13 protein-coding genes are annotated in these 12,747 nt (G+C 45.2%); 9 read left to right on the forward strand and 4 right to left on the reverse strand.

All coding sequences use genetic code 11. From position 1 onward, the window contains the following. The first annotated feature begins 4 nt into the window (after positions 1-4). A complete protein-coding gene (locus ACYQ05_RS06825; protein ID WP_459819583.1) occupies positions 5-805 on the forward strand; it encodes an ABC transporter permease in 801 nt (266 codons plus the stop codon). A gap of 4 nt (positions 806-809) precedes the next feature. Here the strand turns inward: ACYQ05_RS06825 and ACYQ05_RS06830 are convergent, their stop codons facing one another. Further along, positions 810-1,586 (reverse strand): sulfite exporter TauE/SafE family protein, encoded by a 777-nt coding sequence (locus tag ACYQ05_RS06830; protein ID WP_459819584.1) that lies wholly within the window; start codon positions 1,584-1,586, stop codon positions 810-812. A 268-nt stretch (positions 1,587-1,854) separates the two neighbouring features. Here ACYQ05_RS06830 and ACYQ05_RS06835 point away from each other — a divergent pair, with 268 nt between their 5' ends. After that, on the forward strand, positions 1,855-2,772 hold the full coding sequence (locus ACYQ05_RS06835) for a sulfurtransferase (RefSeq protein WP_459819586.1): 918 nt from the start codon (positions 1,855-1,857) through the stop codon (positions 2,770-2,772). A 49-nt stretch (positions 2,773-2,821) separates the two neighbouring features. Here ACYQ05_RS06835 and ACYQ05_RS06840 read toward each other — a convergent pair whose 3' ends face one another. Further along, positions 2,822-4,231 carry a diguanylate cyclase domain-containing protein gene (locus ACYQ05_RS06840; protein ID WP_459819588.1) on the reverse strand — a complete coding sequence of 470 codons (1,410 nt, stop codon included), beginning with the start codon at positions 4,229-4,231 and terminating at the stop codon, positions 2,822-2,824. 112 nt (positions 4,232-4,343) lie between these two features. On the opposite strand from ACYQ05_RS06840, the gene purT reads away from it, so the two are divergent. From purT to rpoH, 3 genes are all read left to right on the forward strand, one after another. Then, positions 4,344-5,534, forward strand: a complete 1,191-nt coding sequence (gene purT, locus ACYQ05_RS06845; protein WP_459819589.1) for a formate-dependent phosphoribosylglycinamide formyltransferase — start codon at positions 4,344-4,346, stop codon at positions 5,532-5,534. A 120-nt stretch (positions 5,535-5,654) separates the two neighbouring features. After that, positions 5,655-6,092: a flagellar export chaperone FliS gene (locus tag ACYQ05_RS06850; RefSeq protein WP_459819591.1), complete on the forward strand. Its 438-nt coding sequence runs from the start codon at positions 5,655-5,657 to the stop codon at positions 6,090-6,092. Positions 6,093-6,430: 338 nt separating this feature from the next. Next, a complete protein-coding gene (gene rpoH, locus ACYQ05_RS06855; protein WP_459819593.1) occupies positions 6,431-7,297 on the forward strand; it encodes an RNA polymerase sigma factor RpoH in 867 nt (288 codons plus the stop codon). Positions 7,298-7,369: 72 nt separating this feature from the next. Here rpoH and aroB read toward each other — a convergent pair whose 3' ends face one another. Continuing rightward, positions 7,370-8,455: a 3-dehydroquinate synthase gene (gene aroB / locus ACYQ05_RS06860; RefSeq protein ID WP_459819595.1), complete on the reverse strand. Its 1,086-nt coding sequence runs from the start codon at positions 8,453-8,455 to the stop codon at positions 7,370-7,372. Then, positions 8,452-8,979, reverse strand: coding sequence for a shikimate kinase AroK (gene aroK, locus ACYQ05_RS06865; RefSeq protein ID WP_459819597.1), 528 nt, complete (start codon positions 8,977-8,979; stop codon positions 8,452-8,454). Before aroK ends, aroB begins: the two co-directional genes overlap by 4 nt. Positions 8,980-9,069: 90 nt before the next feature. Between aroK and gmk the strand changes: the two genes are divergently transcribed. Genes gmk through kdsB form a run of 4 tightly spaced genes read left to right on the forward strand, consistent with a single transcriptional unit; the run spans position 9,070 to position 12,747 of the window. Continuing rightward, entirely contained in the window at positions 9,070-9,714 is a 645-nt protein-coding gene (gmk, locus tag ACYQ05_RS06870) for a guanylate kinase (RefSeq protein ID WP_459819599.1), read from the forward strand. Between the two features lie 3 nt (positions 9,715-9,717). Next, positions 9,718-10,902, forward strand: a complete 1,185-nt coding sequence (locus ACYQ05_RS06875) for a DegT/DnrJ/EryC1/StrS family aminotransferase (protein ID WP_459819601.1) — start codon at positions 9,718-9,720, stop codon at positions 10,900-10,902. Positions 10,903-10,911: 9 nt separating this feature from the next. Continuing rightward, positions 10,912-11,997: an iron-containing alcohol dehydrogenase family protein gene (locus ACYQ05_RS06880; RefSeq protein ID WP_459819603.1), complete on the forward strand. Its 1,086-nt coding sequence runs from the start codon at positions 10,912-10,914 to the stop codon at positions 11,995-11,997. A gap of 3 nt (positions 11,998-12,000) precedes the next feature. After that, positions 12,001-12,747, forward strand: coding sequence for a 3-deoxy-manno-octulosonate cytidylyltransferase (gene kdsB, locus ACYQ05_RS06885; protein WP_459819605.1), 747 nt, complete (start codon positions 12,001-12,003; stop codon positions 12,745-12,747).

Below are 12,747 nucleotides of genomic sequence, written 5' to 3' on the forward strand. Positions count from 1 at the left end.
ATTGATGCAAATGATCCTGCTCTCTTATCAAGATTTAGCGTTTTTGGCCAGTTTGGTCTTTTTATTAGGCATTGTTTTATTACTGAACGGCTTTTCCCAAACTAAGCAGCTGTGGATTGCCACAGTGCGTATGATCGTGCAGCTTCTATTGATGGGACTTTGGTTGAGCTGGGTGTTTGCCGCCAATCAGTTTATTTGGGTCGCCTTGGTGGGCGCCATTATGCTAGCGTTTGCTGGCTATGAGATTGTGAAGCGGCAATCCTATCTATTTGAAAAATATGCGACCTACTGGATAGGTTTGCTTTCGTTATCGTTGACCGCTTTAGTGGTGACCGTGATGGTGTTAATTGTGGTGATTTCGCCCACGCCTTGGTGGGAACCGCAGTACGCTATCCCGCTTTTGGGCATGGTGCTAGGCAACAGTATGACCGCCATCGGAATCGCGCTAGATACACTCACGCGCAGTGCCATTGCACAAAAAGGGGCGATTGAAGCGCAACTGGCTTTAGGGCGAACTGGACAGCAGGCCATTAAGTTTGTACGAGAACAGAGTTTACATACGGCGATGATACCGATTATCAATATGTTGGTGGCAGCGGGCGTGGTCTCTTTGCCGGGCATGATGACCGGTCAAATTTTAGCCGGCGCCGATCCAATGGAAGCGGTGAAATATCAAATTATGATTATGCTGCTGATTACCGTTTCTACGGGTTCAGGCACCTTAATTGCCCTGCATTTAGGCAGTCGAAAACTGTTTGATGCCAGAGAGCGGCTCATGATTCGCCAGTTACGTAAACAAAAGTAGGGAGTTAGAGCCCTTTTAAAATTAAAGCGATGCCCACCAACATGGTCATCCATTCAAAGCTGCGTTTAACCAATTGATTGCCTTTGATAATCGCAAAATGGGCGCCGAGATAACCGCCGATGAGTGAGCCAAGAATGAGCGCTGGTAGCCAATCCCATTGAATTTTTGTGAGCAACCCTAAAGTCAATGCGCCCGTGCCATTCCAGAAAATGCCGACTAAAATGAGCGTGTAGGCGACGGCCGATTTGTAGTCGAGGCCAAACCAACGCACTAGCCATAGGGTGACAAACAGTCCCGTTCCGGAGGTTAAGGAACCATTGAGCGCTCCAATTAAAAACAGTCCGATGCCGCCTATTAACCATCCCCAAATAGAGTGGTTGGGCGATTGGGCGGTGAGTCCTAAATCGGGTTTGCGCCAAGAGTAGAAACCCAAACCAAAGGTGAGCAGGCCTAAGGCTATTTCCGCAAGCGTTTCCTCGACGTGTAAAATCAAGTTGGCGCCAACCACTACGCCTGGCAGACCAAAAGCAAGAATAAAAAGCGCAAAACGCCCATTAAAAGTACCAGATTTAAGATGGCGAGCGGTGGCGCCTAAGCCTAAGAAGACACTGGCGACTTTATGGGTAGCTAAGGCAATGGCAAAAGGCAATCCTAAAAAAAGTAAAGCGGGCAGCTGCAATAGGCCTGCACCCCCACCTGCGAGGGCAGAGAGAAAATTGGCAAGCAAAGCGATCAGAAAGAGAATGATTTGGTCAGTCAAACTTGTCATAAAAGTGGGCATCGGATAATCTGCTTATGGGGAACTAAGCGCAGATTGAGCAGCAGGCAAATAAGATTGAAGTAAGCTAAAGGATTTTGCATAAGCCCATTTTAGCGCCTCTCTCACGCTATGAAAATGGTAGAGGTGGATTAAAAAATTTTTTATTGCATTGATAAAAAATATAAGGGAATTTTTATAAGGAATAAAATTGACTTTTACGGTCGGTTTACGTTTAATGAAACAACATTATTTTGATTATTTATTAATTTCTAATATTAGGAGGATAAGCATGAAAACCACGCTAAAAGGTGCAACACTAATCAGCGCACTATTCTTGACGACTAATGCATTTGCATTGCAAGTACCAGGGCCTTTAGTGACGCCTGCTTGGGTAAATGCGCATAAAGATGAAGTCAAGATTTTAGAGATTGGTAAAAAGGCGCATATTCCTGGGGCAGAGCCCGTTAATTATAAAAAGGTGCGTGTTGAAGCAACGGTTGAAGGGGTGAAAGCAAAAGGGCTCTTGCCCTCTAAAGAGACTTGGCAAAAAATGGTTCAGAGCTGGGGCATTAATAAAGGAGATGCCATTGTCATTGCTTATCCTGGTAAAGGGCCAGGTGCTGCAGCGAAAGCAGCTCGTCTGTACTGGCAGTTTAAGTCCTATGGTGAGAATAATGTCACCATTATGAATGGGGGGATGGTGGCCTACGCAAAAGCTAAGCTACCTTTAGATAAAAAAGGTCATGGAGACTTAGGTCATCAAGGAAATTGGACAGCCACAGATCAAGACCAGTCTATTTATGCCAGCACTGCTGAGGTAGAAGCCGCCTCTAAGGGGCAAAATGGTTATCAATTAATAGATAGCCGTAATACCAGTCTGTACTTAGGAACTTGGCATAAAAGTTCAGTTAAGAGTGCAGGTCATATCCCAGGGGCTAAATTGTATCCTGTAGATTTGGATACTTCTGCTAAACCGGCTAAATTTTTAAGTGCGGATGCATATAAAAAAGCGGCTGCAGCCATTGGTGTGGATTTATCTAAACCTTCCATTACCTATTGTAATACTGGACACTTAGCCTCAGGTAACTGGTTTGTGATGCATGAGATTTTGGGCAACAAGCAAGTGAAGCTTTATGATGGCTCTGCACACCTTTGGACGCAACATGGTAAGCCTTTAGTGACTTATAAAATGGAAAATTTTAAATAAGATTGAGTCTTATCTTAAGCAAAAAACCGCGGTGTTTACCGCGGTTTTTTTATTTTGGAATCTGAATAGATTTCACCCAATCAATACCGAGTTTTCGCATCAGTTGAGGCTCTAACACGCCTTCGTCTAAAGACACTTTTTTATTTAACAAATGAAGCATTTGAATTAAGGTTTCGACCCTATCTAACTTTTCATCTTGTTTGGATTGCAAGACCCATTCGGCATTGAGTTGTACAATTTGAACGGCAGGGTGTTGTAAAGCGTTCAGTACAAATTGATGTTCATCCATGCCTTCGAGTATGAAATAGAACCCTTTCTGATTGAGCTGTTCAATCTGATCTCGATGACTGGAGGAGGCCATGAGCTGCGTCCAACTTGAAGCATTCAGTTGTAATAAGACTTGTTGCGCTTGAACTTGATACTGTGAAAGGGCTTTTGAGAGTTTTTCTGTAATTTCAGTCTGTTTAAGGAGTTTAAGAATGAGTGGAATCGCGATTCGAGTTTTCGCTTGATCTGAGCTCTGTTGTAGATGATAAAAACTGTTATCAATGAGCCAATTTCCGATCTGCGTGGCGTAACGTGAGCTTTCAAGCTTATCCTCCCATGTTGGGAGTGTCTGCTGTTGCCAACAAAGCGAGTGGTGTATCAGCTCTAAACTTTGGTGTTCTAAACTGTATTGTTGACACGAACAGATGGTCAGTTCTGCGGCCTCAATTGCCTGTTCTAAATCCGCCACTTCTGCTGCAAACTTTTGTTGGGGGGTGAGGTAAGATTCTTCATAAAACAGAGCGATGCCTTTCCCTTTTGACTTGGCTGCATATAGGGCTTTATCCGCATTCGCAATGAGGTCGGCAGCAATTTGGCCATCTTTGGGAAAAAGTGCGATGCCAATACTGGTGGAAATGTGGACAGGCTGTCCATTGAGCCAATAGGCTTGGCTGATCTCATGAATAATGCGTTGAGCAATTTTTTCAGTGGTTTCATGTTCCGTGATTTCAGGCAAGAGGATGACAAATTCATCTCCGCCTAAACGAAAAACCTTATCTTCTTCGCGCACGGCAAACATCAAGCGAGCCGCGACATGGCGCAATAGTTCATCTCCCGTTTGATGTCCCATCTCATCATTGACCGCTTTAAAGCCATCCAGATCGAGAAACAGCAGTGCAAAGGCCATCTCTTGTTTATGGCTGGAGACAATAAAGTGTTCTAACACTTCATTGAAATAAGCCCGGTTGGGGAGGTGGGTCAGCGCATCAAAATGCGCTTTGCGAAACAGTGTTTCGGTCTCAATTTGTGTGGGGGTCGCTTGCTGTAATTTTGCTTCTAATAACCCTCTTAGGCTATCATCAGAGCGGTTTGAAAATTGTTTTTGTAACTGTTTGAACAGTAAATTTTCCTTATCAGATAAGGTATTTCGGCTCTTGTGTTTCAGTTTTGATGTGGATGCCAAGTCTAACATCGCTTTTCCCTCGTGTGATAAAATCGCCAAATCTTCTATATATATATTGTGTAATGACGAAAGTGTTAAAAGTTAAACACTGTGCTCAAAAATGATAAGCAAAGGATATGCCATGTTAAAGATTGGAACGCCGCTTTCGGCGACAGCGACCAAAGTGATGTTATTAGGTTCGGGAGAGCTTGGCAAAGAGGTGGCGATTGAGTGTCAGCGGTTAGGGTTGGAAGTGATAGCCGTCGATCGCTATGCTAAGGCGCCAGCGATGCAGGTTGCACACCGTAGTCATGTGATGGATATGTTGGATGCGGAGGCTTTAAAGGATTTGATTCTGCAAGAAAAGCCAGCTTATATTGTGCCAGAGATTGAAGCCATTGCGACAGAGGCATTGGCTGAGTTGGAAGCCGAAGGGTTTAATGTGGTGCCTACGGCAAAAGCGACACAGTTGACCATGAACCGTGAAGGGATTCGGCGGTTGGCCGCAGAAACCTTGGGGTTAAAAACATCACCTTATGCTTTTGCGGCTTCACATGCTGAGTTTGAATCGGCGATTGAAAAAATTGGTCTGCCGTGTGTTGTGAAGCCTATTATGAGCTCTTCGGGTAAAGGTCAGAGCGTCATTAAGCGCCCAGAAGAGATAGAGGCGGCTTGGCAGTATGCGCAGGAAGGGGGGCGTGCCGGCAAAGGTAAAGTTATTGTCGAAGGATTTGTGGATTTTGATTATGAAATCACTTTATTGACCATTAAACACCGCGATGGCATCAGCTTTTGCGAGCCGATTGGCCATTATCAAGAAGCCGGTGACTATCGCCAATCATGGCAACCTCACCCGATGAGTCAAAAAGCGATTGAGCAAGCACAGCAGATGGCAAAGGCGGTGGCAGAGGCGCTTTGTGGCGAAACTGGCCGAGGCCTGTTCGGGGTTGAGCTGTTTGTAAAAGGCGATGAGGTGATTTTTAGCGAAGTCTCGCCGCGGCCACATGATACGGGGATGGTCACGTTAATTTCGCAAGATTTATCAGAATTTGCTTTACATGTTAGAGCCATTTTAGGGTTGCCGATTCCAAATATTACGCAACATGGCCCTTCAGCTTCCAGTGTCATTTTACCAACAGGGGATTCAACGCAAGTGCAGTATAGTAACTTGGAAGCGGCTTTGGCTGAGCCTGATACCCAGTTACGCCTATTTGGTAAACCTGAAATACATGGCAGACGTCGTATGGGGGTGGCCTTGGCGCGAGCAGATTCAATAGAAGAAGCGCTTGCAAAAGCGAACCGTTCTGCCCAAGCGGTTAAGGTTCATTTTTAAATAGTTAGTCAAAAACCCAACAAAAAGTTGGCATGATCTCTGCTATATCGTCCCCACAAAGAAAAACTTGAGGATGAATCCTCTACCGTTAACACACAAGGGAAGGATAAGGAGTTAATCATGACCACAAATATGACTGTAGAAGCGCAACAACAAACCGCCCCACTGCTTCAAGAATATATTCGTCAAGAAGAAGTGGAGCAGGAGTTGGCGCAAAACCCAAATAAAACCATTCTATTGTTGCTGCAAGGGGTGGTGGATAAAGGGAATTTGGCAAAAATTTGTCATCAAAGTGAAGCTTGGGTGGAAAAAGGGTTTCATCTCGGGCGGATGACGACAATTTTAGATGCCTTGCGTGACCGCTTGCACTTCAGTCAACAAACACCTCTGGCCTATGATCTAGAAGAGCTGTATCGCTATGCAGATCAGTCTATTCAAGAGGCGGTATTTGAAAAAGAGACCTTTTATTTAGACAGTGCGATTGAGATTTTGTCAGAACTGCGTGATGCGTGGATGGAGATGATGCAGCAAGCTGGAGAGTTACCGACTCAAGGGTAAGCCATTCTTCCATTTGCTGAAGTGAGTGCTTAGAGAAAACCAGCCAAATCTTTGGCTGGTTTTTTTTTTGTATTGTGCTTTGTCTCCATCCTATGCAAGTTAAAAATAGATTCAAGTTTTTTGCGACAGTGCCTTCTTATGTCAAGCATTCTTATCTTGTTGATTTAAAATATTAAATAATATTTTTCAAGCGTCATTGCTTTTCCTATAAAAGCTCGTTATATTAGCTGTAGTTGATGTTGTGCTTGGTTTAGCCATTCACAATGTTCTCACACTTAGCTTTTTCTGATAGTCACCTATTTTGGGTGGGTCTATAGAATGAATCGGAGGACAAAAGCATGAATCAATTAGTGCCTAAACAAGCCGGTATGAATTTGGTCCCAGGCAAAAACTTGGAAACCTATCTTCGTACCATTCAATCTTTCCCTCAGCTAAGTGCAGAACAAGAGCGTGAATTGGCTGAGAGATATTTCTACCATAAAGACATGGATGCTGCGCGTCAGTTGGTACTCTCTTCCCTGCGCTATGTCGTCCCTATTGCGCGTTCATACAGCGGCTATGGTCTGCCTTTGGCTGATCTGATTCAAGAAGGCAATATTGGTCTGCTAAAAGCGATTAAGCGCTTTGATCCTCGAGAGAATGTACGTTTAATGACCTTTGCGATCCATTGGATTCGTGCAGAGATTAATGAATATGTGATTCGTAATTGGCGTATTGTGAAAACAGCAACCACCAAGGCACAACGAAAACTGTTCTTTAAATTGCGGGGCGCCAAAAAATCATTGGAGTGGTTCAATGATAAAGATGCCGATCAAGTCGCGGATGAATTGGGGGTGACGCGTAAAGATGTGCTCGAGATGGAGAGCCGTCTTTATGGGCAAGATTTATCAGTGAATCTTTCGCCTGAAGAGGAAGAAGAAAGCAGTTCCACCTATCCGATTTTGGTGAGCCATGAGTTAGATCCAGAAAATGCGTTAGCCAAAGAAAGTGAAGCGGAGTATCAGCAAAAATTGATGAGAGAAGCCTTAACTGAGTTGGATGACAGAAGTCGTGATATTCTGCAAAAACGTTGGTTGAGCGATGAAAAAGTGGGCTTAAAAGAGTTATCTGCTGAATATGGGGTTTCCATGGAGCGTATTCGGCAAATTGAAAAGCAAGCGATGAAAAAAATTAAAGAGAAAATGGAAAAAGAGGCGGTTGCCTAAGTACGCTAACCATTCTTACGTTTGATAAAAAACCCAGCTTAGGCTGGGTTTTTTATGGATCGCAGATTTAAGTTATAACCGCCACTCTTTAAGGGTGCGGATAAGTAAGGCTTCTGGGTAGTTGCCGGTTAGATAGGCTTCACCAATTTTTTTGAGCAGTACCAAACGAATGGTGCCAGCTTGTACTTTTTTATCCCCTGCCATCAGTTCTAAAAATCGCTCAACCGGCATTTCTTCTAAGCTGGGGGGATAGATAGGGAGGTGCGCTTGGGTAAAGAGGCGACCGATTCGACTGACCTCTTCAGCGGTGATTTTTCCCATCAGTTGTGAAAGATAAGCGGCTTGCATTGTGCCTGCACTGACAGCTTCGCCATGTAGCCACTTGCCATAGCCCATACCGGCTTCAATGGCATGGCCAAAGGTGTGTCCCAAATTTAATAGGGCGCGCTGTCCCGCTTCTTTTTCATCGGCGGCCACCACTTCAGCTTTGTTATGGCATGAGCGTTCAATGGCCTCGGCTAAAATTGCGGGCTCTCGAGCCAGCAGTTGCGGCATTTTCTGTTCTAGCCACTCAAAAAAGGGCTCATCTCGAATTAGGCCATATTTAATCACCTCAGCCAGACCGGCTGAAAGTTGACGGTCTTCTAAGGTGTTAAGCGTCTGGGTATCAATGACCACACATTCAGGTTGATGAAAAGCGCCAATCATATTTTTCCCTTTGGGGTGGTTGACGCCCGTTTTTCCGCCGACAGAAGAGTCGACCTGAGCCAATAGTGTCGTGGGCATTTGAATAAAGGGGACGCCACGCTGATAAGCGGCTGCCGCAAAACCGGTCATATCACCAATCACGCCACCACCTAATGCGACAAAGGTGGACTTGCGGTCAAAGTGGTGTTCAATGGCGGTATCAAAAATCTGATTGAGTACGGTTAAATTTTTGTAGGCTTCTCCGTCTGGAAGAATGACAGTTTGCACATCAAAATCGGCAAAAGCCTTTTTAGCCCGCTCAAGATAGAGAGGGGCAACGGTCGTATTGGTCACAATTAAGACTTGAGTCCCTTTCACATAAGGACGCACTAAGTCTGCTTGATCAATTAAGCCTTCACCGATAAAGATGGGGTAGGCGCGTTCACCTAGATCAACAATCAGTTTTTTCATTTGATAATCTGCTCTTGTTCCAATCGTTCCATAATCTGTTTGACGACACGGTGAACGGAGTAAAACTCGGTTTCAATCACCATATCCGCCACTTCTTGATAAAGTGGTTCGCGTTCTTCCACAATTTTAGTCAGCACCGCTTTAGGGTTGTCGGTTTGTAATAAGGGACGGTTGCGATCCATGCGAGTGCGTTGTAGCAAGGCGTGCACGGGTGATTTAAGATAGATGACAAACCCTCGACTCGCTAAAGCACGACGGTTTTCAGGCTTAAGCACGGCACCGCCACCAGTGGCCAATACAATTTCAGGCAACTGGGTGAGCTCTTCAATCACTGCTTGCTCCCGGGCACGAAACCCTTCCTCCCCTTCAATGTCAAAAATGGTAGGAATGGTGGTTCCTGTGCGCTCTTCAATCACATGATCGCTGTCCACAAACTGATAGTGGAGTTTTTCCGCCAGTAGCCGACCGACAGTGGATTTCCCTGAGCCCATAGGGCCGACTAAAAAAATACTTTCTTTTTGCATAGGGCTATTGTACCGAAAACAGAGGGTTGATGGCGTTGTTTCATGCTAAAATAACAAATCATTATCAAATAAAATGAGTAGGAAAAATTGATGTCTTCTCATGTAGCGGATACTCAAACAGGCGCACTTTATATTATTTCTGCGCCTTCTGGCGCAGGCAAAACGTCGCTAGTTAAAGCCTTGACGGAAAAAGATCCTCAAATTGTCGTGTCGGTCTCGACCACGACGCGTCCGCCTCGTCCAGGTGAAGTGGAGGGAGTGAATTATCATTTTGTTTCACGGGAAACCTTTGAACAGCTGGTGGCGGAAGGGGCGTTTTTAGAGTTTGCCAAGGTGTTTGATAACTATTATGGCACTTCTCAAAAAACTGTCGAGGCACAATTGGCCAGTGGTAAGGATGTGATTTTAGAGATCGACTGGCAAGGGGCGCAACAGGTGAAAGCTAAAATGCCTCATGCGACCACCATTTTTATTTTGCCGCCCTCTTTAGAGGAGCTAGAGCGCCGCCTGACAGGACGCGGGACTGACGCCAAAGAGGTGATTGAAAAGCGCATGCAGCAAGCGGTAAGCGAAATGTCGCATTATCCAGAATTTGAATATTTGGTGATTAATGATGATTTTGAGTTCGCGCTTGAGCAGCTGCATGCGATTTTTATCGCGAACCGATTGAAGACGCATCGCCAACAACAGCATTATGCCACGCTGCTAAAAGCGCTAGTGCCAACAAAGGAGTAATCTATGCCCGGTTTTGAACTGTTTGATGGAGCAGAAAAACAACAAGTTGATGAAGTGATGGAGAAGGGATTTACCTTTCGCTATAACTTTGATGCGATGCGTAATGGCGTCTGGAAAGCAAAAGAGATGGAACAGATGCTGTGCGATAAACTTAATGTGAAGCATGCACATCTTGTCTCGAGTGGTACCACAGCCTTGATGACCGCTTTGGCGGCAGCCGGTATTGGTGCAGGAGATGAGGTGATTGTGCCACCGTTTACCTTTGTGGCCACTGTGGAAGCGATTGTTTTGGCGGGCGCCATTCCAGTGTTTGCCGAAATTGATGAAACCCTCTGTCTCTCGCCTGAAGGCATTGAAGCCGCAATCACGCCTAGAACTAAGGCTGTGAATCTGGTGCATATGTGCGGTTCAATGGGTAAACTGGATGAGATTCAGGCCATTTGTGATCAGCATGGTCTGATTTTATTGGAAGATGCGTGTCAAGCCACAGGCGGAAGTTATCATGGCAAGGCTTTAGGGACTATTGGTCAAGTGGGATGCCTCTCTTTTGACTCGGTGAAAACCATCTCTTGTGGTGAAGGGGGAGCGGTCTTAACCAATGATGATCAGATTTATGCAAATGCCCATATGTATTCAGATCACGGCCATGATCATATCGGTAATGACAGAGGGGCAGAAGGTCATCCGATTATGGGTTCTAATTACCGCATTTCGGAGATGAATGCTGCGGTGGGGGTGGCCCAATTAGGGAAACTGGATACCATCTTAGCGCTACAGCGGCGTCATAAAAAAGTGTTGAAAGACGCTTTGGCTCAATTTGATGAAGTGCAACTGCGTGAAATTCCAGATGAAGCCGGTGATAATGCGGGCTTCCTCTCTTTTATGTTGCCAACCGAAGCACGTGCAAAAGAGGTGAATGCCGCTTTAGCTGAAGCGGGCATAGGGGGCGTTTTCTATTGGTATGGAAATAATTGGCACTATTTCAAGAATTGGGATCATATTCAACAGATGAAAAGTTGTGCCAAGCTGCCGATTGAGTTGGTGCAAGATCGACCAGACTATACGCAAGTCAAAACGCCGAAATCGGATGCTATCATGAGCCGTACCTTATCTATGCTCATTATGCTGAAGTGGACCGAAGAAGATTTACAACAACGAATTGATGCTTTTAACCAAATTTTGAAATAGGAAAAACCGATGAAACACCGTAACTTTAAAACTGTTCCCAAGATTATTTTTGGCCGTGGTAGCTTTGATCAACTGGATGATGTCTTAAGCGAAGAACGCCAGTCACCAGAAGACTTTGTTGTTTTTATGGTGGATCAGGTGCATAAAGATAAGCCGCTAGCAGAAAGACTCCCGGTGCATAATCAGGATTTGGTGTTGTGGTTGGATGTGACCGATGAACCCAAAACCACCTATGTGGATGCTTTGACTGAAGAGGTGCAAGCCTATGCCAAAGCGCATGCGAATGGCAATAATCCAGTTTCCGTTGTGGGGATTGGTGGCGGCTCTTCAATGGATTTGGCGAAAGCGGTGGCTTTGATGTTGACCAACCCAGGCGGTTCGGCCAAATATCAAGGTTGGGATTTGATTGAAAATCCAGCCGTTCACCATATCGGTATTCCGACCATTTCCGGAACAGGTGCAGAAGCGTCACGTACGACAGTGTTGACGGGTCCAGAGAGAAAACTGGGACTGAACTCGGATTACACGGTTTTTGATCAAATTATTTTAGACCCAGACTTGACCAAAGGGGTGCCTAAAAACCAGTGGTTCTATACCGGCATGGACTGCTATATTCATAATGTAGAGGCATTGAATGGCACCTATATTAATGAATTTGCGCGTGCCTTTGGCGAAAAGTCGTTAGATTTGTGTTATGAAGTCTTTTTGGAAGATCATCCAGAAGCTGATGAAAAGTTAATGATGGCCTCTTATATGGGCGGGCAATCTATCGCCTATTCTCAAGTCGGTGCCTGTCATGCCTTAAGTTATGGATTAAGTTATGTATTGGGGTACCATCATGGCATCGGCAACTGTATTGTCTTTAATGTCTTAGAAGATTTCTATCCAGAGGGAGTGGCCAAATTCCGGGAGATGATGGCCAAACATGAGATTGATTTGCCAAAAAATGTCTGCGCAGGTTTAACTGATGAACAGATGGATAAAATGATTCAAGTGGCTTCTGGTTTGGCCCCTCTGTGGGACAATGTTTATGGTCCCGACTGGAAAGAGAAGGTCACGCCTGAACTGCTGCGTTCTTTGTATGAGAGAATGTAAGTCATGAAAACCATTGTCTTTATCCCCGCGCGCTATGGTTCCTCTCGCCTGCCAGGCAAGCCTTTGAAATTGATTGATGGCAAGCCGATGATTCAGCATGTGTTTGAACGGGTGGCAAAAGCCAAAGGGTTGGATGGTGTTTATGTCGCGACAGATGATACGCGTATTGCTGATGTGGTCAGAGGATTTGGTGGTGAAGTGGTGATGACCCCTGCCGAAGCACAATCGGGGACTGACCGGATTGCCGCTGCGGCCGAAGCAGTTGGCTTGGCTGATGAGGACTTGATTATTAATGTCCAAGGCGACCAGCCCTTAGTGCATCCTGAGTCTATAGAAGCGGTGATTTCGCCATTTAAAGCAGCGGATTATGATGGCAGTTTTGAGATGAGTACCCTCTCTTTTAAAATTGTCAATGAAGCGGAAATAACCAATCCAAAAGATGTCAAATTGGTGACCGATGTCAATGGTTTTGCGCTTTACTTCTCGCGCGCCACCATTCCTCATGGCAGGGACTATTGGGATCATGACAGCTATAAGCACCTAGGGATTTATGCCTATACCAAGCATTTTGTAGATCGATTTAATCAACTGCCTATGAGTCGATTGGAGGAGATTGAAAAGCTTGAACAGCTGCGCGCATTAGAATTTGGGCATAAAATCAAAGTGGTGGAAAGCCAATGGGACAGTCCAGAAGTGGATCTGCCTGGCGATTTGGAAATTATGGAAGCGTTATTGCAAGCTGGACATTAA

The organism is Galenea microaerophila (genome assembly GCF_054657255.1).

What these genes read in the sequence shown, in the direction of transcription:
- rpoH (WP_459819593.1), top strand. Translation starts at nt 6,431, where the DNA reads ATGAATCAATTAGTGCCTAAACAAGCCGGTATGAATTTGGTCCCAGGC.
- purT (WP_459819589.1), top strand. Translation starts at nt 4,344, where the DNA reads ATGTTAAAGATTGGAACGCCGCTTTCGGCGACAGCGACCAAAGTGATG.
- ACYQ05_RS06825 (WP_459819583.1), top strand. Translation starts at nt 5, where the DNA reads ATGCAAATGATCCTGCTCTCTTATCAAGATTTAGCGTTTTTGGCCAGT.
- ACYQ05_RS06840 (WP_459819588.1), bottom strand. Translation starts at nt 4,231, where the DNA reads ATGTTAGACTTGGCATCCACATCAAAACTGAAACACAAGAGCCGAAAT.
- ACYQ05_RS06850 (WP_459819591.1), top strand. Translation starts at nt 5,655, where the DNA reads ATGACCACAAATATGACTGTAGAAGCGCAACAACAAACCGCCCCACTG.
- ACYQ05_RS06875 (WP_459819601.1), top strand. Translation starts at nt 9,718, where the DNA reads ATGCCCGGTTTTGAACTGTTTGATGGAGCAGAAAAACAACAAGTTGAT.
- ACYQ05_RS06830 (WP_459819584.1), bottom strand. Translation starts at nt 1,586, where the DNA reads ATGCCCACTTTTATGACAAGTTTGACTGACCAAATCATTCTCTTTCTG.
- aroK (WP_459819597.1), bottom strand. Translation starts at nt 8,979, where the DNA reads ATGCAAAAAGAAAGTATTTTTTTAGTCGGCCCTATGGGCTCAGGGAAA.
- ACYQ05_RS06880 (WP_459819603.1), top strand. Translation starts at nt 10,912, where the DNA reads ATGAAACACCGTAACTTTAAAACTGTTCCCAAGATTATTTTTGGCCGT.
- aroB (WP_459819595.1), bottom strand. Translation starts at nt 8,455, where the DNA reads ATGAAAAAACTGATTGTTGATCTAGGTGAACGCGCCTACCCCATCTTT.
- kdsB (WP_459819605.1), top strand. Translation starts at nt 12,001, where the DNA reads ATGAAAACCATTGTCTTTATCCCCGCGCGCTATGGTTCCTCTCGCCTG.
- gmk (WP_459819599.1), top strand. Translation starts at nt 9,070, where the DNA reads ATGTCTTCTCATGTAGCGGATACTCAAACAGGCGCACTTTATATTATT.
- ACYQ05_RS06835 (WP_459819586.1), top strand. Translation starts at nt 1,855, where the DNA reads ATGAAAACCACGCTAAAAGGTGCAACACTAATCAGCGCACTATTCTTG.